Origin of the sequence: Microbispora sp. CL1-1 (genome assembly GCF_012034195.1) — a bacterium.
Classification (GTDB): domain Bacteria; phylum Actinomycetota; class Actinomycetes; order Streptosporangiales; family Streptosporangiaceae; genus Microbispora.
In genome coordinates, this window is the sequence record NZ_JAATEK010000015.1 from 112366 (window position 1) to 133508 (window position 21143).

General features: G+C 72.8%; 19 protein-coding genes. 5 read left to right on the forward strand and 14 right to left on the reverse strand.

What is annotated here, in order from left to right; all coding sequences use genetic code 11:
- Positions 1-628 precede the first annotated feature (628 nt).
- Both HCK04_RS19560 and HCK04_RS19565 read left to right on the forward strand, forming a co-directional pair.
- Positions 629-820: a hypothetical protein gene (locus tag HCK04_RS19560; protein WP_142648805.1), complete on the forward strand. Its 192-nt coding sequence runs from the start codon at positions 629-631 to the stop codon at positions 818-820.
- Positions 799-3594, forward strand: a complete 2796-nt coding sequence (locus HCK04_RS19565; RefSeq protein ID WP_142648806.1) for a DUF222 domain-containing protein — start codon at positions 799-801, stop codon at positions 3592-3594. The genes HCK04_RS19560 and HCK04_RS19565 overlap by 22 nt, the downstream gene beginning before the upstream one ends.
- Here the strand turns inward: HCK04_RS19565 and HCK04_RS19570 are convergent.
- On the reverse strand, positions 3591-3890 hold the full coding sequence (locus HCK04_RS19570) for a helix-turn-helix transcriptional regulator (RefSeq protein ID WP_142648807.1): 300 nt from the start codon (positions 3888-3890) through the stop codon (positions 3591-3593). The two genes, HCK04_RS19565 and HCK04_RS19570, sit on opposite strands and share 4 nt — an antisense overlap.
- A gap of 328 nt (positions 3891-4218) precedes the next feature.
- On the reverse strand, positions 4219-5064 hold the full coding sequence (locus tag HCK04_RS19575; RefSeq protein WP_142648808.1) for an SDR family NAD(P)-dependent oxidoreductase: 846 nt from the start codon (positions 5062-5064) through the stop codon (positions 4219-4221).
- A 124-nt stretch (positions 5065-5188) separates the two neighbouring features.
- On the opposite strand from HCK04_RS19575, the gene HCK04_RS19580 reads away from it, so the two are divergent.
- Complete coding sequence (locus HCK04_RS19580) at positions 5189-6124, forward strand: RNA polymerase sigma-70 factor (protein ID WP_205830453.1); 936 nt, start codon at positions 5189-5191, stop codon at positions 6122-6124.
- Between the two features lie 158 nt (positions 6125-6282).
- Here the strand turns inward: HCK04_RS19580 and HCK04_RS19585 are convergent, their stop codons facing one another.
- The gene (locus HCK04_RS19585; RefSeq protein ID WP_142648809.1) at positions 6283-7239 is read right to left on the reverse strand and encodes an SDR family NAD(P)-dependent oxidoreductase; all 957 of its coding nucleotides are present in this window, start codon (positions 7237-7239) and stop codon (positions 6283-6285) included.
- Between HCK04_RS19585 and HCK04_RS19590 the strand changes: the two genes are divergently transcribed.
- Positions 7238-7684 (forward strand): hypothetical protein, encoded by a 447-nt coding sequence (locus HCK04_RS19590; RefSeq protein WP_205830454.1) that lies wholly within the window; start codon positions 7238-7240, stop codon positions 7682-7684. The two genes, HCK04_RS19585 and HCK04_RS19590, sit on opposite strands and share 2 nt — an antisense overlap.
- Positions 7685-7702: 18 nt before the next feature.
- Here the strand turns inward: HCK04_RS19590 and HCK04_RS19595 are convergent, their stop codons facing one another.
- From HCK04_RS19595 to murQ, 3 genes are all read right to left on the reverse strand, one after another.
- A complete protein-coding gene (locus HCK04_RS19595) occupies positions 7703-8515 on the reverse strand; it encodes a DUF1206 domain-containing protein (protein WP_142648810.1) in 813 nt (270 codons plus the stop codon).
- A 78-nt stretch (positions 8516-8593) separates the two neighbouring features.
- Positions 8594-9622: a serine hydrolase domain-containing protein gene (locus tag HCK04_RS19600; protein WP_142648811.1), complete on the reverse strand. Its 1029-nt coding sequence runs from the start codon at positions 9620-9622 to the stop codon at positions 8594-8596.
- A gap of 61 nt (positions 9623-9683) precedes the next feature.
- Positions 9684-10589, reverse strand: a complete 906-nt coding sequence (gene murQ / locus HCK04_RS19605) for an N-acetylmuramic acid 6-phosphate etherase (RefSeq protein ID WP_142648812.1) — start codon at positions 10587-10589, stop codon at positions 9684-9686.
- 29 nt (positions 10590-10618) lie between these two features.
- On the opposite strand from murQ, the gene HCK04_RS19610 reads away from it, so the two are divergent.
- Positions 10619-11725: a DUF1343 domain-containing protein gene (locus HCK04_RS19610; RefSeq protein WP_142648813.1), complete on the forward strand. Its 1107-nt coding sequence runs from the start codon at positions 10619-10621 to the stop codon at positions 11723-11725.
- A 2-nt stretch (positions 11726-11727) separates the two neighbouring features.
- On the opposite strand, the gene HCK04_RS19615 is transcribed toward HCK04_RS19610, so the two are convergent.
- From HCK04_RS19615 to HCK04_RS19650, 8 genes are all read right to left on the reverse strand, one after another.
- Positions 11728-12609, reverse strand: a complete 882-nt coding sequence (locus HCK04_RS19615) for a GNAT family N-acetyltransferase (protein WP_142648814.1) — start codon at positions 12607-12609, stop codon at positions 11728-11730.
- Positions 12606-13613 carry an ABC transporter ATP-binding protein gene (locus HCK04_RS19620; protein ID WP_142648815.1) on the reverse strand — a complete coding sequence of 336 codons (1008 nt, stop codon included), beginning with the start codon at positions 13611-13613 and terminating at the stop codon, positions 12606-12608. Before HCK04_RS19620 ends, HCK04_RS19615 begins: the two co-directional genes overlap by 4 nt.
- Positions 13610-14623, reverse strand: coding sequence for an ABC transporter ATP-binding protein (locus tag HCK04_RS19625; RefSeq protein ID WP_142648816.1), 1014 nt, complete (start codon positions 14621-14623; stop codon positions 13610-13612). Before HCK04_RS19625 ends, HCK04_RS19620 begins: the two co-directional genes overlap by 4 nt.
- A 5-nt stretch (positions 14624-14628) precedes the next feature.
- Positions 14629-15561, reverse strand: a complete 933-nt coding sequence (locus HCK04_RS19630) for an ABC transporter permease (RefSeq protein ID WP_142648817.1) — start codon at positions 15559-15561, stop codon at positions 14629-14631.
- Entirely contained in the window at positions 15558-16592 is a 1035-nt protein-coding gene (locus HCK04_RS19635) for an ABC transporter permease (RefSeq protein WP_142648818.1), read from the reverse strand. The genes HCK04_RS19630 and HCK04_RS19635 overlap by 4 nt, the downstream gene beginning before the upstream one ends.
- Entirely contained in the window at positions 16589-18409 is a 1821-nt protein-coding gene (locus HCK04_RS19640; protein WP_142648819.1) for an ABC transporter substrate-binding protein, read from the reverse strand. The genes HCK04_RS19635 and HCK04_RS19640 overlap by 4 nt, the downstream gene beginning before the upstream one ends.
- A gap of 138 nt (positions 18410-18547) precedes the next feature.
- The gene (locus tag HCK04_RS19645; protein WP_142648820.1) at positions 18548-20104 is read right to left on the reverse strand and encodes a glycoside hydrolase family 3 N-terminal domain-containing protein; all 1557 of its coding nucleotides are present in this window, start codon (positions 20102-20104) and stop codon (positions 18548-18550) included.
- Complete coding sequence (locus tag HCK04_RS19650; protein WP_142648821.1) at positions 20101-21120, reverse strand: BadF/BadG/BcrA/BcrD ATPase family protein; 1020 nt, start codon at positions 21118-21120, stop codon at positions 20101-20103. The genes HCK04_RS19645 and HCK04_RS19650 overlap by 4 nt, the downstream gene beginning before the upstream one ends.
- Positions 21121-21143: the final 23 nt, after the last annotated feature.

Genomic DNA, 21143 nt, shown 5'->3' on the forward strand with positions numbered 1-21143 from the left:
ACGGTTGTCACTCGCTCACAGAGTGTGAGAGAATCCATACGTCAGTTCGAATCGAGCGGGGAGGGTGTGGTGGATCTGTTCGACTTTGATCCTGAGCGCCTTCGTCATTCGAACGATGCCGGCGGTGAGTGGTGGGACCGTCTGATCGCCGATTCGCCGCTGTGGTCCTCTGATGGCTCGTCCGCCCGGGAGCCCTTCCCGATCATCAACTTCGAGCCCCGACAGCGCGGCGACGCACCCGATGCCGCAAGCACGGACGCCCCAGGCGCGGACGTTCCAGGCATCGATACCGGCAGCGCAACCAACGACGGCGCGGATGCCACGAGTGGGGCGGCCACCGGTACGTATGCCGCTGGCGTGAGCGGTGCTGGCACGGACGGCGCTGACGCGAACGCCGTGTGTTGGACCGCCGACAGCGCGGGATCTGACGCGGGTGCCGCCCGTGGGGCTGCCGATCGTGCGGCTGCCGCCGGTGCGGACGCCGCTGGCGCGGATGGTGCTCGCGCGCACGCCGCGCGCGGGGCCGCCGAGAGTGCGGCATTCGCCGGTGCGAATGTGGGTGGCGCGAACGGCGCTAGCGCGAATGCCGCCCGTGAGACTGCCGAGGACGCGGCTCCCGCCGGTGCGAATGGCTCCGGCTCTGGCGCTAGCGCGGATGGCGCTGGCGCGGGCGGCTCTGGCTCGGGTGCGGGCGCAGGTGCGGGTGCTTCCGGCGGTGTGGGTGGGCGTGATCGTGGCCGTGGTCGTGGTCGGGGTCGTGTGCGGTCGTCGTGGGTGGTGGTGGGGTCGGTTCGTGAGGTGGCCCAAGAGCTGGCGCTGACCCCGCTTCCCGATGACGTGGACATGTGCCTGGCCGAGGCGGAGGAGCTGCTGTTCGCCCGGGATCGGATCACCAGCGCCCTGGCCGACCGCGTCGGCCGGGTCCACCGAGCGGGGCAGGCCAAACAGCACGGCCATGCCTCCACCCGCTGCTGGTTGCGCACCAGTGGGGGGATGACGGTGGGCGGAGCTGGCCGCCTGCTCACCCTCGGCGCGGAACTACCCCGCCTCCCCAAGGTGCGGGAGAAGTTCGCCACAGGTGAGCTGGCGGCCGGGGTGGTGGAAGCCATCTGCGCCGCTGTGGCCGGACTAACCGACGAACAGGCCACCCTGGCCGAGCCGATCCTGGTGGACCTGGCCAGCAAAGCGGGGGCGGCGGAAGTCGCCAAAGCCGGCCGCCACCTGCGGGCGGTGCTCGACCCCGACGGCGAAGAACGCGACGAGCGGGCCGATTACGGGCGGCGGTTCCTGCGGGTCCGCCCGGGCAAGGGCGGCGGCGTGGAAGGAGAGTTCTACCTGCCGCGTGAGGCCGGCGCCCGGTTGATGACGTTGTTGCAGGCGTACGCCAAGCTGAGGGCACAGGGGGATGACCGCCCGCTGACGGTACGCCAGGCGGACGCCTTGATCGCCCTGCTGGAGCAGAAGATCGCCACCGAGCTCCTCGTCGTGGTCAGCGCCGAATCCCTCCCCACCGACCCCGAAAACACCGACCCCACCGCCGACCCGGCTACCGAAGACACCGACCCGGCCACCCAAGACCCCGCCGACCCCGCCGCCGACGACACCGACCCCACCGACCCCACCGACGACAACCCATACCCCGCCGACCCGGCCACCCAAGACCCCGCCGACCCGGCCACCCAAGACACCGCTGCCCCTGCCGCCGATGACGACGTCAGCGACCATCTCGTAGACCTCGGCGACAGCGCGCCCAGCGACTACCTTCCCGACACCGCCGGGACCACTGACGAGCCGAGCCAGGCCGACGACACCGCCGACCACGTCGACGACACGCGGGACGCCGAGGGCTTCGGGGAAGGCCGGGACGACACGGGCGACTCTGCTCCCGGCGAGGCCGGGGCAGATGCCGGTGCGGAGAGCGCCGACGACACCAACGCCTACGCCCCCGACGCCACCGGAAGCGCCGACGACCTGAGCCGGGCCGATGACGCCGTTTCCGGCGCGTTGGGCGACCCCGGCGCTGCGGGCGGCGCTGACGACCCCGACATCCCGGAGGAGTTCGACACTGCCGAAGCTGAGGCCGAGGCGGATGCCGGTGCCGGGAGCGCCGATGACACCGCCCCTGCACCCGCCGAGGCCGACGACGTCAGCGACGACCTCGCGGACCTCAGCGACAGCGCCCTCAGCGGCCACGCTCACCACGCGACCGGAAACCCCGAGGCCCCGAACGAGACCGTTGCCACCGGCGACTGCGACGGCGACGCCGAAAGCACCGACTCCTCAACCGACTCCCCCTATGCCACGAGCGGGCTTCGCGACGGGGAGTCTCGCGGCTGTGGAGCCGGTGAGCGCGGGACCGGTGAGCCTGGGGCCGGTGAGCGGCGGCCCGGCGAGTGCGAGCCGCGCGACACCGTGAACACCGCCACTGCCGAGGGCGACCACACCGCGAACGCCGCCTCCCCCAAGGGCGACGAGACCATCAGCACCCGCTCTGCCGAGCGCGACGAGACCGCGCTCGGCAAGGGCAGAGACGGCGACCGCGCCGCGACTCAGGCAAGAGCACCGCACGCCACCCGGCACGCGTCAGCATGCCCAGCCGACGGTGGCGAGCATGGGCCCACAGCACCTTCGCACGCTGCACCTTCGGACACAGCACCTTCGGGCGCGACGGCTTCGGACGCACAACCATCGCAGGCAGCGCCTTCGGAGGCGGCGCCTTCGGAGACAGCGCGGCCGGATCCTCCGCCCGAGGACGCCTCCGCGCCTCACACCCACGCCGGGCCTCGGCCTGCGGGGGACTACCGGCATGGCCAGGGCACGTGCCGGTGCTGCGGCGAGGCGCGCTGCTCCCGCGCGACGCAGGCGCCGGGGACGCCGGGACTGTCGGGAGCGACACCCGGCGGACCTGGACCGGAGCAGAAGACACCACCCAGGAGGGCATCAGGAACAGCACCAGGAGCCGGGCGTCGGACGCCGGGGACGGCGCAAGCAGCGGCGCAGGGGGCGTCATCGGGAGCAGCTCCGGGAGGGGCGGCAGGCACGCTCCCCGGGACGGCGCAGGAGGCTGCGCAGGGAGCGGCTCCGAGTGCGTCGGCGGGCACGATGCCCGGGGCGATCCTGGGGTCGGCGCTGGGAGCGTCGGCAGGCGCGCTGCTGGGGGCGTCGTTGGGAATGGCACCGGGGACAGCGCCGGGGTTGCTGCTGGCGACCGGGCAGGTGCTGCCCGTCTCCAGCGTGCACCGCCTCGCCCGCACCTCGACTCTGGTGCGGATCGTCATGAACGCCGACGGGCAGGTGCTCGACATGGGCCGAAAAGTCCGCCTGGCCACCCCCGCCCAACGCAGGGCCATCTACGCCCGCTACGCCACCTGCTGGATCGACGGCTGCCCGCTCCCAGCGACCATGTGCCAGATCGACCACGCCGACAACTGGAGCACCGGCGGGCTCACCGACCTGAAGCTGCTGGGCCCGGCCTGCCAGTTCCACAACCGCGACCGCTACCAGCACCCCGACCGCTACACCCGCCGCAACGTAGGCGAAGACCGCTGGGCCTTCACCTACCACCGGATCGGGAGCAGACGGCCGCGCGTCTAACTCGCTTGGTGAAGGGGCTGGAACTGGACACTGAGCCGGACCTCAAGGGCTTCGGCGAGACGCTCCAGCATGGGAAGGATGGGCATGGTGCCGCCGGCCTCGAAGCGGGCGACAGCAGGTTGCTTGAGACCCGCGCGCTCGGCCAGCTCCGTCTGCGTCAGGCCGAGCTCCTCCCGACGTCGCCGCACCGCGTCACCGAGTTCGAAGCGGAGGCGAGCGGCCTCATAAGCGGCTCCGGTGCCTGGACGACTCATGATCTCGGCGCGTTTGTCCGACCATGCCTTGCGCTCGCCCATGTCGATCACTCCCCGTCCGCCGTGTGCGCCTCCGCGATACATCGCCGCATCGCCCGCACAGCTCGCTCGATCTCGGCCATCTCCCGCATCCGCTGTTTGTACAGTCCCTTTGCGGAAGGCCGTAAGCAGAATGATGCGTCTTCCCGGCGCGATCCAGTAGCTGATGGGAACCGCGTCCCGGAAGAGATGGAACCAAAGGTTCGAGCAGCGGGCAGCCCACGCCGCTTCTAAGACGTGGGCTGCTGCGATCTTGTCTCAGTCGAGCAGCATGGTGCCGGTCCGGCCTGCGACGGTGATCGGGCTCTGGGGCTGCGGCCTTCCGCCTGTGTCAGCGGGCTTCGAGGTTGCCGTGCGCCTCGATGGAGAGGTCCTGCCAGTCGGACCAGGTCTTGAGGCGGGCGGCGTATGCCTGCTCGATCAGCGGGTGGAAGCCCTTGCCGAACAGCACCCGCAGCGGCGGGTTGTCGGAGTCCACGAGCTTCAGCAGTGCCTGCGCCGCGGCGGCCGGGTCGCCCGCGGGCAACTTCCCGGTCAGCGCCCCGAGGCGCTGACGGAGACCGTCGTACGCCGGGTCGGGCGTGGCCATGTGGCCGTTGGCCAGCGGGTCGGGGTTGTTGCCGTTCCGGGTGGCGAAGCCGCCGGGCTCGATGATGGTCAGCTTGACGCCGAACTCGGCGACCTCGCCGGCGAGCGCCTCGTTGAGGCCCTCCAGGGCCCATTTGGAGGCGTGGTACGCGCCGCCGAGCGGCATCGCGATCACCCCGGCGGCCGAGGACAGCTGGATGATGTGCGCCGAGCGCTGCTCGCGCAGGTGGGGCAGCGCGGCCTGGACCACCCAAACCGCGCCGAACAGGTTGGTTTCGAGCTGGTCGCGCAGTTCCTGTTCGGTGAGCTCCTCGATCGCGCCGACCTGGGCGTAGCCCGCGTTGTTGACGATGACGTCGAGCCGCCCGAAGTGCTCCTTGGCGCGCCGCACGCTCTCGAAGACGGCGGCCCTGTCGGTCACGTCCATCTCCAGGAGGAGCACCGCGTCCCCATAGGTGTCGGCCAGCGCCTTCAGGCTCGCGGTGTCGCGGGCGGTGGCGGCGACCTTGTCGCCGCGCGACAGGGCGGCCTCCACGAAGTTGCGGCCCAGGCCGCGGGACGAGCCGGTGACGAACCAGACCTTCTGCATGGCGTGCTCCTTGTTGCTGCGTTCAGCCGTTACAACCCCCTGGACGAGACGGCCGGCGCAGACATGAGATCGCCCGAGTGTGACCTGCGGCACAATGTCACCTTTGTCCGGCATGGTGATATCAATGGTCGGCGTGACCCGCGTCGAGGAGTTCCAGGAACTGAGGCCGCTGCTGTTCGCGATCGCCTATCGCATCCTGGGCAGCGTGAGCGAGGCCGAGGACGCGGTGCAGGAGGCCTGGCTGCGCTACGAAGGCTCCGCGACCCAGGCCGAGTCGCCCAAGGCGTTCCTGTCGGCGACGGTGACGCGGATCTCGATCGACGTGCTGCGCTCGGCCCGCGTGCGGCGCGAGGCGTACGTCGGGCCGTGGTTCCCCGAGCCACTGCTGACCGACCCCTACCAGGACCCTGAGCGGTCGGCGGAGCTGTCCGACTCGTTGTCGATGGCGGCGCTGATCCTGCTGGAGCGGCTCAGCCCGCTCGAACGCGCCGTCTTCGTGCTCCGTGAGGTGTTCGCCTTCAGCTACCGGGAGATCGCCGACGCGGTGGAGCGGTCGGAGGCGGCCTGCCGCCAGCTCGCGCTGCAGGCGCGCCGTCACATGGACGCGGGCAGGCCCCGCTTCGAGGCGGATCGCCAGGCGCGCGACCGGCTCGCCGGGCGGTTCCTCCACGCGATGCGGGAGGGGGACGTCGCGGGGCTGCGGGAACTGCTGGCCGCCGACGTCCAGCTCGTCAACGACGGCGCCGGCAAGATCGGGAGCACGATCCCCCTCTTCGGCGCCGCGAGGGTCGCCCGGGTGCTGTCGGTCACCATCCCGCCGTTCGCCCGGATCGGCGCGGTGCTGGAGGCGCACGAGGTGAACGGCCAGCCTGGCTTGATCATCCGCGACCGCGAGGGCCGCGTCTTCAACGTCTGGACGTTCGACATCCTCGACGGACGCATCCAGACCATCCGCTCGATCGTCAATCCCGACAAGCTCGCCCACCTCGGCCCCGTCGCCGACGCCCACGCGGTCATCCGCGAGAAGAAGCAGACCCGGCGCGACCAGCGGACCTCTTGATCGGCGGGCGACCACAGCGGCGATCCTGGCGTTGTCGGCCGCGCTGCGGCACCGCCGTCCGACGCGGCCCCCGCACGCGCCGGACGGCGAGAGGCGCTCCGGCCGGCGCGGTGACGCGGGCGCCGGAAACGGCGAGCCCGGCCGGAGTGCTCAAGGATCTACAGGTCGAGCAGGTCCGCCGACACCTGCCAGAGGAGGGTGGCGGCCTCCGGGTCGACCGCGTACGCCGCGACGCCCCGGCCCTCGCCCGACTCGACGACCTCCGCCTCCTGGTTGTCCTCGAAGTAGCGTCCGCTGACGCCCTCGACCAGCGGCGAGGCGGCGAGCAGCACGGAGGTGGCCGCGCCCTGCTCGGTGTTCTTCCACGTCACGCCGGTCGAGCTGCCCAGCGCGCGGCGACGCTCGATGTAGTCGGGCTCCAGGTGCCGCTGCAGGCCGGTGGGGATGCCGCCGGGCATGAGCGCGTTGACCGCGATGCCGTCGCCGGCCCACCGCCGGGCGGCCTCGACCGCGAACAGCACGTTGGCCGTCTTCGACTGCCCGTACGCGAGCCACGGGTCGTACGGGCGCTCGTTGAAGTGGATGTCGTCGAAAACGACCGGCGAGCGCAGGTGGGCGCTGGAGCTGACCGACACGACGCGGGCGCCGCCGGCCGCGGCGAGCGCCGGGCGCAGGCCCGTGGCCAGCGCGAAGTGACCGAGGTGGTTGGTCGCGAACTGCAGCTCCCAGCCCTCCGGCGTCCGCGTCTCCGGGCAGGCCATCACGCCGGCGTTGTTGACCAGGATGTGCAGCGGCCCTTCCCACGCCGCGACGAACGCCGCGACGGAGGCCCGGTCGGCGAGGTCCAGCGGCGCGACGACGACGGACGCTCCTGAGGTCGTGGCGGCGATGTCGTCGGCGGTCCGCTTGCCCGCGTCGAGGTCGCGGACCGCGATCGTCACCTCCGCGCCCGCCGCGGCAAGCGCCCGCGCGGTCTCGACGCCGATGCCCGACGCGCCGCCGGTCACGATCGCCCGCCGCCCGCGCAGGTCGATCCCCTCCATGACCTCGGCCGCGGTGGACTGCCCATTGAACGGCGTGGTGAACGGCGTGGTGATGCGGGTGGTCTGAGTCATGTTCGTCCCCGTCCCCTACGGCGGCGGCCCTTCTGGGGCGCCGGCCGCGGCCTACCGCAACGAGCTGGCGAAGCTGTGCGACGCGGCGGCCGAGCTCGTGGCCGAGATGCCGCCCGACGAGGCGATGCGCACCTGGATGGACCGTTTCATCGACTACCTGGCGACCAAGCGGGGCATGGCCGACGCCCTGCGGGCAGTGATCGCCTCCGGCTCGAACCCGTACGCGCAGAGCCGCGACCGGCTGCTCGGCGCGATCGGCACGCTGCTCGACGCGGGCGCGGCGACCGGGGTCCTGCGGCGGGACGTGCCACCCGAGGACGTGCTCACCGGCGTGAACGGCATCTGCCTCGCCGCCGGGGAGGCCGCCCAGCGCGAGCAGGCCGGGCGCCTGCTCGACCTGCTGATGGACGGCCTGCGCCGCGGGGCGCCGGGCGCGCCGGCCTGAGCAGAGGGCCTGCGGCACTCACACCCGGTGCCAGCGGGCCTCCGCGAAGCAGTAGACGGCGAACAGCACCAGGCCCACGGCGACCACGACGAGCAGCCAGGGACCGGCCGGGGTGTCGGCGAGCGCCTTCACCGCGCCGTCGACGCCGGCCGCCTTGCCGGGGTCGTACGTGAGGGCGGCCCGGCCGATCAGGACGCCGGCGGCCAGCGCGATGACGCCGCGGGCGATGTAACCGGCCTTGCCGAGCTTGACGACGACACCACGGGCCCGGGGCTCGGTCACGTTCATGTCCTTCATGAACTTCGCGGTCCAGCCCGCGTAGATCCAGAAGGCACCGAGGGCGAGCACGCCGAGCGCCATCAGGCCGACCAGGAACTGCCCGCCCGGCAACTCGAACAGCGTCTTGGTGACGTCCTGCGACTTGCTGTCGGACGAGGAGGCCGGCTGGTTGCGCGTGAGCAGCGCCACGATCGAGAACACCAGGGCGGCGTAGACGACGGCCTTGGCCGCGGCCTGCACGCGTTCCTTGACCCCGGGAGTGCCCCAGACGGCCTCGGAGACCTGCCAGATCGTCAAAGCGGCCAGGCCGGCCGCCATGACCCACAGCAGGGGGTCGCCCAGGGGCGCGTCGCGGACGATCTGCAGCGCGCTGCTCTTGTCGGCCTGCCCGCCGCCGCCGAAGGCGATGTGCAGCGCGACCAGGCCGATGATCGCGTAAAGGACGCCCCGGGCGGCGAACCCGGCCTTGGCGAGCCTCTCCAGCACGGGGTGATCGGCCGCTCTGCGGGCCGCCCCCTCGAGACGGCGGCCGGCCTGATGCGCGGTCGTCATCGCGGCTCCTCTCCTCACGATCGGTCCGGGTGACCGGTCACCCACTGGGCGGTCACCTACTGACCAGGGAGAGGAGGATCAAACATCGGCCAGACGCAGGGCCTCCGCCGCGACGGCGTGCCGGAGGTCGCGGATGCCGGGGCGGCCCCGCAGCGGGTGGACGTTGTTGGTGAGCAGCACGACGGTCAGCCGGCGGACGGGATCGACGACCAGCGACGTGCCGGTGAAGCCCGAGTGGCCGAACGCGCCCGCGAGGGGCCCCACGGTGGCCGGGTCGTCGATGCGCACGCCGAGCCCCTGCCGGAAGGCGGCGCCGGGCACGCCCTGGTCGCGCAGCATCTCGGCGGTCCAGGAGGGCGACAGGACCGGCCCGCCGCCGGTGCGCAGCGCCTCGCCGAAGCGGGCGAGGTCGGCGGCGGTGGAGAACAGCCCGGCGTGCCCGGCCACGCCGCCCAGCGCGTGGGCCGTCTCGTCGTGCACCTCACCCCGCACGCACGTGCCACGTTTGAACTCGGTGGCGACGGCCAGGCCCGGCTCGACCGGCCCGTACGTCGTGGTGCCGAGCCCGAGCGGCCCGGTGACCCGTTCGCGCACGAGCACGTCCAGCGGCGCGCCGCCGGCGGCCTCCGCCACCCGCCCGGCCGTGATCATGCCGACGTCGGAGTACCGGTGCGTCCCCGGCGGCCCCTGCACGGGCGTGGACAGCACCAGATCCCAGCGGGCGTCCTCCGGCTCCTTCTCCACCCGGCGGCTCGCGGGCAGGCCCGCCGAATGCGTCAGCAGGTGCCGCACGGTGATCTCGGGGCGGTGCCCGTAGAACCGGGGCAGCCGTACGGCCACCGGCTCGTCGAGGTCGAGCACGCCCTCCTGGGCCAGCGAGACCAGCACCGTGGCCGTGAACAGCTTGGTCACGGAGGCGAGGTCGAACAGCGCGTCCATGGTCACGGCCGGTCGTTCTGGCAGCAGTTCCCCGGACGGGTCGGCGTATCGCACGGCCTCGCCCACGGCGGCCTCGGCGACCGTGCGCCCGTCAAGGGCGATCACGGCGACCGCCGCCGAGGCGACCTCGGGCACGGCCGCCCGCAGGACGTCTTCGAGCGCGGACATCCCGTCAAGAGCTGCGTTATCGGGCACTGTGTTATCAGGCACTGTGTTATCAGGCACTGTGTTATCGGGCACTGCGCAGCGCCGGGCCGAGCCGGTTGCCGTGCGCCGCGAGCAGCTTCCGCGCCTCGTCGGCGCCCACCCCACGCTCGATCATCACGACGGCCGTCTTCACGTCGCGTCCGGCGCTCTCCAGGACCTCCCGGGCCCGCAGCACCTGCGCGCCGGTGATCTCGGAGACGATGCGGGCCGCCCGGTCGACGAGCTTGGAGTTGCTGGCCACGACGTCGACCATGAAGTTCCCGTACGTGCGGCCCGACCTGATCATGGTGATCGTGGAGATCATGTTGAGGACCAGCTTCTGGGCGGTGCCGGCCTTCAGCCGGGTCGAGCCGGTGACCACCTCGGGCCCCACGATGACCTCGATGCCGTGATCGGCGGCCAGCGTGAGCGGGGTGCCGGTGTTGCAGGCCAGGCCCACGGTCAGCGCGCCGAGCCGCCGGGCCTGCTCGACCGCCGCGACGACGTACGGCGCGCGCCCGCTGGCGGAGATGCCGACGACGGAGTCGAGCGGGCCGACGTGCTTGTCGCGGATCACGGCGGCGCCCGCCTCGGCGTCGTCCTCGGCGCCCTCGACGGAGCGCACGAGCGCGGCCTCGCCGCCCGCGATGATGCCCTGCACCAGGTCGGGGTGTGTGCCGAAGGTCGGCGGGCACTCGGACGCGTCGAGCACCGCGAGCCGCCCGGAGGTGCCCGCGCCCACGTAGAGGAGCCTGCCCCCGTCGCCCATCCGCGCGGCGATCGCGTCGATGGCCGCGGAGATCGCCGGGATTGCCCGGCCCACCGCGGCCGGGACGGCGGCGTCGGCCGTGTTCATGAGCCGCGCGATCTCCTCCGTCGGGAGCGTGTCGATCCCGCTGTAGCGGGGATCGCTCTGTTCGGTGGCGAGAGCGGCGAGTGAGTGCGTCATGGTCGTGGTTCCTCGGCTTCGGAGACTTCATGGATCGCGTGCGTACGGGTCTTGAGCTGCTGGTGAGCGCGCCGAAGGCCGGGCGGCGACGGGTGGGCCTCGTCACCAACCCCACCGGAGTCCTGCCCGATCTGACCGCCGCCGCACCGGCACTGCTGGCCGCCGGAGTGCCCGTGACCACGGTGTTCGGCCCCGAGCACGGCCTGCGCGGCACGGCCCAGGCAGGCGGTGGCGAGGGCGACACCGTCGACCCGGTCACCGGCCTGCCCGTGCTGGACACCTACCAGAGGACCGGCGGCGAGCTCGACGCGCTGGTCGCCTCGTCCGGGGTGGACGCGCTCGTCTTCGACGTGTGCGATGTGGGCGCGCGCTTCTACACCTACGTCTGGACGATGTACGACCTCATGGGCTCGGCGGCCCGGCTCGGCCTGCCGTTCACCGTGCTCGACCGGCCCAATCCGATCGGCGGCGCGGTGGCCGAGGGCCCGGTGCTCGACCCGGCGTTCGCGAGCTTCGTCGGCCGTGCCCCCCTGCCCGTACGGCACGGCCTGACGCCGGGCGAGATCGCGTTGTCGGTCAACCGGTCGCTCGGGTGCGAGCTGGAGGTCGTGCCGATGGAGGGCTGGCGCAGGGAGTGGCACTTCGACCGCACCGGGCTGCCCTGGGTGATGCCGTCGGCCAACATGCCGACCCCCGACACCGCCCTGGTCTATCCCGGCACCGGGCTGCTGGAGGGCGTGAACGCCGCCGAGGGCCGGGGCACGACCCGGCCGTTCGAGCTGGTCGGCGCGCCGTACGCGAACGGGCGGTTCGCCGCCGCGCTGAACGACCTCGGCCTGCCCGGCGTGCGCTTCCGCGACACGTGGTTCACGCCGACGTTCGGCAGGCACGCGGGCGTCGTGGTGCGCGGCGCGCAGCTCCACGTGACCGACAGGGCTGCCTTCCTGCCGGTGCTCACGGGCGTGTCCGTCCTGCACGTGCTGCGCGCCCTCTATCCGGACGACTTCGCCTGCGAGCCGTTCCTCGACCTGCTGTGGGGCTCGGCGTCGCTGCGCGAGCACCTTGAAGCGGGCCGCGACCCCCGGGGGCTGTGTCCTCCGCCGGGCCCGCCCCGAGGCGAACTGCTGTACGACTGACATCAGCCCAGCGCGCGGCGGTAGAGCCAGAACACCCGCTCGGCGCGGGCGCCCACCGCCCGGGAGTAGAAGCGGAGCGGGCCCACCCAGCCGATCTGCGCGGACGTCTGCCCGGCGGCGGCCTGCTCGTCGAGGCAGCGGCGCAGCAGCACCCGGCCCACGCCGAGACCGCGGGCGGCAGGCGCCGTGCCCATCGGCCCGAACCACAGCGGCCTGGCGCCCCAGGCGGCGAAGCCGAGGATCTCCCCGTCGCGATAGGCCCGGTCGCGGTAGGCATAGTGGAGGCCGGTGGCGTTCTCGGCCTCCCAGGCCCACTTGTCGTTCCACTGCTCGCGGACGAACGCCGCGACCGCCGCGCGCTCCCCCACGGGGGCCGCGGTGACGGTGACCCCGGCGGCGGCGAGCTTCGCCAGGTCGGCCTCGTGCTCGGCCTCGTCGTAGCGGGCGGGCAGGTCGGCCGTCATGTTCCAGGCCACGCGATACTGCTCGTATCCCAGGCGCTCGGCCAGGCAGGCGGCCGGGGTGTAGCGCACGTCGATGCCGGGCCAGGCGTAGCAGGGCGGATTGCCGGCGAACCTCGCCTCGGCCGCGCCGTGCCCCCGCATCCACTCCTCGGCCGCGCCGACGAGCGCCCGCCCGATGCCCCGGCCCCGGGCGGCGGGGTCCACGGCGATCAGGTCGATGTGACCGGCGCCGTCCGCGCCGATCGACGCGAACACGGCGCCGTCCCGGTCGCGGGTGGCCAGGACGGTCCACACCCGGTCCTCCGGCGGGCCCGCCAGGTGCCGTACGACCAGGGGGGCCTCCTCGGCGTCGGCCCACAGCGCGGCAGCGGCCAGGCGCTCCAGCGACTCGTCGGCCTCGGCCGGGAGGATGTCCGTCACTCGCCCACCCCCACCGGGATCACGCTGCGCCGCCTCGGGTGGAAGCAGGCGTACTCCTGCTCGATGTCCTGGTCGCGGGCCAGCACGGGCATCTCGTTCGCGCAGCGTTCGGTGCTGAACGGGCAGCGCCGGGCGAACAGGCAGCCGGCGTCGGGCTCGCCCTCCCGCTGCATCTCCTTCGGCACGACCCGCTCGGCGCCCGGCCGTTCGAGGCCGTGCAGCACCGGGATGGCCGACAGCAGCGACTGCGTGTACGGATGGACCGGGTCCGCGATGATCTTCTCGGTGGCGCCCCGCTCGACGACCTGGCCGCGGTAGAGCACGTACAGCTCGCCGTCGTCGCCGATGTAGCGGGCGGTGGCGATGTCGTGGGTGATGAACAGCACGCCGACGTTCAGCCGCTCGCGCAGGTCCTTCAGCAGGGCGAGGATGCCCAGGCGCAGCGACACGTCGATCATCGAGACGGCCTCGTCGGCGACGAGCACCTCGGGGTCCATGGTGAGCGCGCGGGCGATCACGACACGCTGCCGCATGCCGCCCGAGAGCTGGTGGGGATAGCGCGGGAGCACGTAGCCGGGGTCGATGCCGACCATCGCCAGCAGCTCCGCGGCCCGCCCGTCGACCCACGACCTCGGGCGGCCCGTCTGCTTGGCGCGCAGTTTCAGCGGCGCCTCCAGCGTCTGGTGGATCGTCCGGGTGGGGTTGAGCGCCGAGTAGGGGTCCTGGTGGATGAGCTGGACGCGGCGGAAGTACGGCTGCCGCCTGCGGTGGCTGAGCGACGACATCGGCACGTCGTCGATGACGATCTCGCCGGCGTCGTGGCTCTCCAGCCCGGCGATGATGCGGCCGAGGGTGGTCTTGCCGCTGCCGGACTCGCCGATGAACGAGACCGCGCCGCCCTTGGCGATGGCGAAGTCCACGCCGCGCAGCGCGGGCACCTCGCGGGCGCCGAGCACGCCGCCGCGCTGCTTGAAGACCTTGGTGATCCCGGTTCCCGTGATCACACGAACTCCTTCCGCTTGATCAGCGTGAGGTGGCGGTCGGCGGCGTGGCAGGCGACGGTGCGGCCGTCCCGGTTGACGGCCACGGGCTCGTCGGTCTCGCACACCTCCATGCGCCGCTCGCAGCGGGCGCGGAACACGCAGCCCTGCGTGGGCAGCGTCCCGAGCGTCGGTGGGCGGCCGGGCAGCGCCCGGGCCAGCGACAGGTCGCCCGTCAGGCGCGGGATTGCCCTGATCAGGCCCTGCGTGTACGGGTGCCGGGCCTCGCCGAGCACCTCGGTCACCGGGCCGTGCTCGACCACCCGGCCGCCGTACATGACGGCGAGGCTGTCGGCGACCTCGGCGACCGCGCCGACGTCGTGGGTGATGACGAGCGTGGTGAGCGCCCGCTCCTCGTGGACCTCGCGGATGATCCGCAGGATCGTGGCCTGGGTGATCATGTCGAGGGCGGTGGTCGGCTCGTCCAGAACGACGACCTTGGCGTTCAGGACGAGCGCGAGCATGATGCCGACCCGCTGGCGCATGCCGCCGGACAGCTCGTGCTGGTAGGAGTCGAGCACCCGGGCGCCGTCCATGCCCATGCGGGCCAGCAGGTCCTTGGCGTCGCGCACCAGCCCCCGCAGGTCCTCCACCTCGTGGGACCGGCCGAGGTCGAGCAGCTGCTTGCCGATGGTCTTCAGCGGGTTCAGCGAGTTCTGCGCGGCCTGGAAGACGTATCCGACCTGGCGACCGCGGGCGCGGCGCAGGTCCTCGCCGCGCAGCGTCAGGACGTCGCCGAGGCCGTCGATCTCGACACTGCCGGCCGCGATCCTGCCGGGCGGCTGGACGGCGTTGAGCAGGGAGAGCGCGAGGGTCGACTTGCCCGAGCCCGACTCGCCGACGACGCCGGTGATCGTGCCGGGGGCGAGGGTGAGGTCGACGCCGCGTACGGCGGGCAGCTCGCCCGCGGGCGTCTTGTAGACGACCGTGAGGTCCCGGATCCGGACCCCGGGGGCGGCCGTTTCATTAGACATCAGGGCTACTCCTCCCGCAGGCGGGGATTGAAGATCTCGTCCATCGCGTCCACGATCAGCACGATGCCCAGCGTGAGCAACAGGATCGCGATCAGCGGGGCCAGCAGGTACGGCAGCGCGGCGGGGGTGGTGAGCGCCCCGCCGTTGAACACGGCGAGGTTCAGCATCACGCCCCAGTTGTTCGACTCGAACGGCAGCACGCCGAGGAAGAACAGGCCCACCTGGGCGTACACCGCGCCGGTGACGGCGATGAGCATGTTCATCGCGATGTACGGCGCCATGCTCGGCAGCAGTTCGCGGCCGATGATGTGCCGGGTGGGCAGGCCGAGCCCGCGGGCGGCCTCGATGAAGCCGCGCTCGCGCAGCGACAGCGTCTGGGACCGCACGGCGCGGGCGATGCCGCCCCAGCCGAGCACGCCGAGCACCAGGCCCATCTCCAGAGGGCTCTCGAACTTCCACACCGTGGACAGCACGAGCAGCAGCGGCAGGCCGGGGATCGCGAGGTTCATGTCGGTCAGCCGCATCAGCAGCGAGTCCCACCGGCCGCGGTGGAAGCCCGCGACCAGGCCGATGAGCGTGCCGAGGGCGACCGTGATGACGGCCGTGGCCAGGCCGGTGAGCAGCACGTAGCGCGCGCCGGTGACGACCAGCGCGAGCACGTCGGTGCCCTCGAAGTCGGTGCCGAAGGGGTGGGCCAGGCTCGGCGGCGCGTACAGCGCGTTGTCGTCGCGCGGCAGCTGGGCGGGGTAGAGCAGCGGCCCGGCCACGCCCATGAGCGCGAACAGGGCCACGATGACCACCCCGGCCATGCGGCTGGGCTTGCGCCGCAGCACCCGCCACACCCCGCGCCAGAAGTTGCGCCGCAGCGTCGCCCGGGTGGTGCCGGCGGGCAGGGCGCCGGGGCTGATCGTCCCTTCCGGGTTGACGATGACGGTCATGCCGCGCCTCCGCTCCTGACCCGGGGGTCGATCACCGTGTACAGCAGGTCGGCGACGATGTTGGCGACGACGATGCCGACCGTGATCACCAGGAACGTGCCGCCCATGAGCGCGTAGTCGCGGCTGCTGATGCTGTTGACGAGCAGCAGGCCGAGGCCCGGGTAGTTGAAGATCTCCTCGATGAAGATCGAGCCGCCGAACAGCATGCCGATCGACAGGGCGAGGATCGTGAACAGCGGCAGGATCGCGTTGCGCGCGAGGTACCGGAACACGAAGCCCCGCTTCAGGCCGCGCAGCTCGGCCGCGAGGATGAAGTCGTCGCCGAGCACGGCGACCACGTTCGACTTCATCGCGAGGATCCACCCGCCATAGCTGGCCAGCGTGTACGTGACGACCGGCAGCACCGCGTGATGGATCAGCGAGCCGATGTATCCGGCGTTGAAGCCGGGGACGAACTCGACGTCCACCGGGCCGCCGGACGGCATGATCGGCCACAGCGTGGCGAAGATCGCGGTGAGCAGCAGGCCGATGACGTACACCGGCACGCCGTGCAGCAGCGAGCCGGACAGCGCGAGCATGTCGCCGAGCTTGCCCGACCGCTTGATCGCGGCGTAGACGCCCATGGTGACGCCGAGCAGGAAGCTCAGCAGCGTGCCGGCGAGGACCGGCAGCACGGTCCACCGGGCGGCGTGCCCGATGAGCGTGGTGACCTCCACGCCGGGCGTGCTGAGCGAACGCCCGAGGTCGAGGTGGAGCAGCGAGCCCATGTAGCCGACGTACTGCTGCCACAGGTTGCCGGTGGGCAGGAAGCCGTACAGGACGGCGGTGGCCCGCTCGGCCTGCTCGGGCGACATGCCCTTCTGGATCAGGCTCTCGTACTGCCCGAGCACGGGGTTGCCGGGGATCTCCCGGATGATGACGAAGCTGATCGTGGCGACAACCCAGATCATGGCCAGGCCGCGGACCATGTGGCCGCCGATCTTCCTGGCGATGGCGCCCAGCCGGGGACGCCCCGGAACGGCGTGCGTCATGCCTGCCCCTTCTCCGCTTTCCTGATCATCCCGAGCTGCATCCACACGCCGGACGACAGCCGCAGGGACTGGTCGTCGTCGGGCGGGAACGCGGTGTAGCGGGAGGTGTTCACGAACTGGGTGTTCACGTAGTCCCAGAGCTGGACGACCGGAAGCTGCTCGTTGGCGACCTTGGCCAGGACGCCGACGATGCGCTTCTGCTCGTCGTGGGACGCGTAGTTGAGCCTGCTGGTCAGCTCGCCGGGGTCGACCATGCCGGCGGTGCCCGCGTCGACCTTCTCCGGGCCGCCCATCCAGTTGCCCTCGGTGCCCGGCGCGACGTGGCGCAGCCTGCCGCCGAACATCTGCCAGCCGTTCGCCTGGCCGAACAGCCGCTGGAAGATGTTGTACGGCGAGGGGCCGAGGCCGATCAGCCAGAACCCCAGGTCGTACTTGCCGTCGGCGAGCTCGCCCAGATAGAGCGTGTAGTCGGCGGCGGTGACCACGCTCGCGTCGATGCCGTGGTCCTCGAGCTGGCTGGTGATCGACTTGGCCGCGGCGACCCAGTCGGAGAACGACGCGGGCACGTGGATGCGGACCTGCCACGGCCTGCCGTCCGGCAGGGTCCAGTGGCCGCCCCGCTTGGTCATGCCGGCCGCCTTCAGCTCGGCGTCGGCCTTGGCGGGGTTCACGCGGTACTGCTCGAGCGAGTCGAACGCGTCGCCCAGCCAGGCCCGGGCCGCCTCGGCGTGGATGCCCGAGGTGGTGACGGCGGGGGTGCCGCCCTCCGGAGAGGCGATCTTCGTGACCTGGGCGCGGTCGATCAGGTAGGCCATCGCCCGCCGCACGTGCACGTTGTCGTACGGCTTGCGCGCCTCGTTGAACGCGAGGGAGACGGCCACCGGCGAGTAACCCTTGACGATCTTGCTGCCCTTCGCCTGGCGGATGCGCTCCATGACGGCGGTGGGCACGGAGGTGAAGGGGGCGTTGTCGAGCCGGCCGGCGATCAGGTAGTTCCAGATCTGCTCGTTGCCGGTGTAGTTGAGGATCTTCACCTTGTCCGGCACGATGTTCTGCCGCGCGTAGAAGTAGGGGTTGCGCGTCAGCAGCGCCGCGCCGGGGTTCACCCGTTCGAGCACGAACGGCCCGGCGGACACGTCGTGACCGGGGTCGAACGCGATGACCGTCTCCGCGAGCCCGGTGATCTTGTTCTTCGCCTTCTCGGCCGCCGCGCCCTTGCCGTGCTGGGCGACCTTGAGCGTCTGCCAGAAGTCGGCGGGCAGCAGCTTCCCGAAGACGTGCGCGGGCACGACCACGGTCGACAGCAGGTTGGCGAGGAACGTCGAGCTGCGGTTGGCGCCCTGGGTCACCCGGATCGTCTTGGGATCGACGACCTGGATGTCGGCGGCGGCGCCGGCCGCCTTCGGGTCCAGCGCGTACGCCGTGCCGCCCTGGGTGTAGGCGAGACCGATCGAGACCCGCACGTCATCGCTGGTCACCGGCTTGCCGTCGGACCACCTGGCGTCCGGCTGCAGGCGGATGACGACCTCCGACCGGTCCGGGGACACGCTCCAGCTCTTGGCGATTGCCGGGTAGAACTGGTTGGGATCGGTGGGGTCGTTCTTGGGCCACGCCAGCGCCATGCCGTTGTATCCCGAGAAGACCGACCCGACGGGGTTGAACGGGTTGATCGGCGCGCTCGCGTTGATCTGCTTGCTGCCGTCGATCGTGGTGTACACGCCGCCGCCCTGCTGGGCGGTGTCCGTCGTCCCGGTAGTGCCGCAGGCGGTCACGGTGACGATGGACGCCACCGCCATGATCGCTGCGAGTCGCTTCATGGGCTGCTCCTGGTTCCCGATTGCCTGGACAATACGGGCGCTCTCGGGATGGAGTCAATTTTTTCCACGAGCAGACAAGGCTATGGAGATAATTTTTACCCGAGGCCACCACCTGCGAAGACATCGTCATGAGGAGGGTCAGACGCCCCCGGTGAGCCACCGCGCCGCCGCCCGCGCACAGGCCGTCGAGTTGCCGTGCGTGGCGAGGTAGAGCCGGCCGGCGGGCGGTCCCGGGACCCCGGTCTCGACCACGACCGCGTCCGGGCGGGCCCGCAGCGCGTCGTCGAGGAGCCGCCGCATCCAGGCGTGCCGTACGGCGTCGTGGACGGCGATCACGAGGGGGCGCCCGGTCTCGCTCAGGTCGGGCAGGCGCCCGTCCTCGTGCACCTCGGCCGTCACCGTCCCGGGGAGGATCTCCTCGATCGCCTGGCCCAGTTTCAGCGGGGTCGCGCGGCCGACGGCCTGGCTGGGCCGCGCCGCCAGGTGCACCACCAGCGGCGCCTTCGTCAGCGGCGTCACCGCCTGGTCGGCCGGGGTGGCGCGCAGGGCGGCCGTCGCCGCCGCCAGGCCGAGGCCCTCGTCGGCGTCGCGGGCCACGGCGGCTCTGGCCTCGGCCTGCGCGTCGTACCACGCGGCCAGGTCGCGCACCCGGCCCGCCGCCTCGGCCAGGCGTTCCTCCGCCAGCCGTCCCTCGCGGACCGCTCGGGTGATCGCGTCGCGCAGCGCGTACACGCTCTCTCCCCCGGCCGAGGACACCCCGACGCAGATCGCGTCGGCCCCGGCGGCCAGCGCGCGGACCGCGATCTCGCCCGGCTCGTGCAGGGCGGCGACCGCGCGCATCTCGATCGCGTCGGTCACCGCGAGCCCGTCGAACCCCAGCTCCTCGCGCAGCAGGCCGGTGAGCACCTCCCGGCTCAGCGTCGCGGGGAGCGTGTCGACGGCGGGGACCAGCAGGTGACCGCACATCACGGCGCGCACCCCCGCCGCGATGGCGGCCCGGAACGGCGGCAGGTCGCGCCGTTCGATCACCTCGCGGGAGGCCCGTACGGCGGGCAGCGCGAGGTGGGAGTCGGTCACGGTGTCGCCGTGGCCGGGGAAGTGCTTGGCGCAGGCGGCGACCCCCGCGCTCTGCAGTCCCTCGATCCACGCGGCGCCGTGGCGGCCGACCTCCTCCGGGTCGCAGCCGAAGGACCGCACGCCGATGACGGGGTTGCGGGGGTCGGCGTTGACGTCCACCACGGGGGCGTAGTCGAGGGTGACGCCCGCGGCGGCGACCATCCGGCCGATCTGCCGCGCCACCCGCCGGGTCAGCGACACGTCTCCGGCGACGCCCAGTGCCATGTTGCCCGGCCAGGAGCTGCCGGTGGCGGCCTCCAGCCGGGTGACGGCGCCTCCCTCCTCGTCAACGGCGACGACCACGTCCGGCCGCTCCCGGCGCAGCTCGGCGACCAGGGCGGCCGTCCCGGCGACCGCGTCTCCGTTCGCGGGGCCGGCAGAGGCGCCTTCTCCGGTGCTGTCAGCGGCGCCGTGACGGACGCCGTCACGGACGCCGTCACGGTCGACGTTGCGGGCGAACAGGACCACGCCGCCCAGCCCGTCCGCGAGCGCCCGCCGCAGCCACCCGGGCGGCTCGGTGCCCTCGAAACCGGGCTGGAGCACGGCCATCGCCATCCGGTCCAGCTCGCCGCCGATCATGCGACCTCCTGCCCGATCAGCACGCGGTGCGCCTCGGCGGCACGGGGGTCGCCGGGGAGGGCGGCCCGCACCGCGAGCGCGGCGGCGCCCGCCGCGTTGTCCCGGGCGCGCACCAGCACGGCCCACCTGCCCAGCTCGGCCCGGACCAGGTGGGCGAGCTCGGTCGGCTCGGTCAGCAGCGACCCGGCGAGCACCAGCGGCCCGCCGCCCGCCTGGTCCGGGCCGCCCTCCGCCCGCGCTCCCCTCCCGCGGTCGCACTCCCCCGCCACGACCCGTGCCGTACGGCACAGCCTGCGGGCCGCCTCCGCGACGATGCCGCGCGCCACCTCGTCGCCCTCGCGGGCGGCGGCGTCCAGCACGGGCGCGAGCGTGCCCAGCCAGGCGGGCCCCGACTCGGCCACCCGCGCGTACACGGCCGCCACCAGGGCCTGGGTGAGCGCGGGCCCGCCGTCGTCGCCGGCCACCCCTGGCCCGAGGACGGCCTCGGCCACCCGGGCGACCAGCACGGTGGGCGCGCCCCGGCCGTCGACCGCGTTCAGCGCCGCGGCGGCGGCCCGGCGGCCCAGCCACACGCCCGACCCCTCGTCGCCCAGGAGCCAGCCGAGACCGTCGGCCCGCCGCACGATCCGGCGGTCGCGGACGCGGGCGCCGATCGCGCCGGTGCCGGCCACCAGGACCACGCCGTCCGGCTGGTCGGTGGCGCCGGTGAAGGCGACGAGCACGTCGGCGACCACCCCCGGACGCCCGGCGAGCCCCGCCTCCCGCCAGGCCCGCTCCGCGACCTCCGCCGCGCGGGCGGCTCCGGCCAGGCCGAACACGCCGCCCGCGACCCGCGCGGGGTCGAGGCCCTCCAGCGCGCCGAGCAGCGCGGCGCGCAGGTTGGCGGCGGGGTCGGGGACCGAGATCGCGTTGGCGCCGCCGGCCCGTCCCCGCCCGGCGATCTCGCCCGACTCGGTGACAACGACGCAGCGCGTGCTGGTGCCTCCCCCGTCCACCCCGACGAACAGAGCCCCCACGGCCGCTCCTTTGTAGATACCCT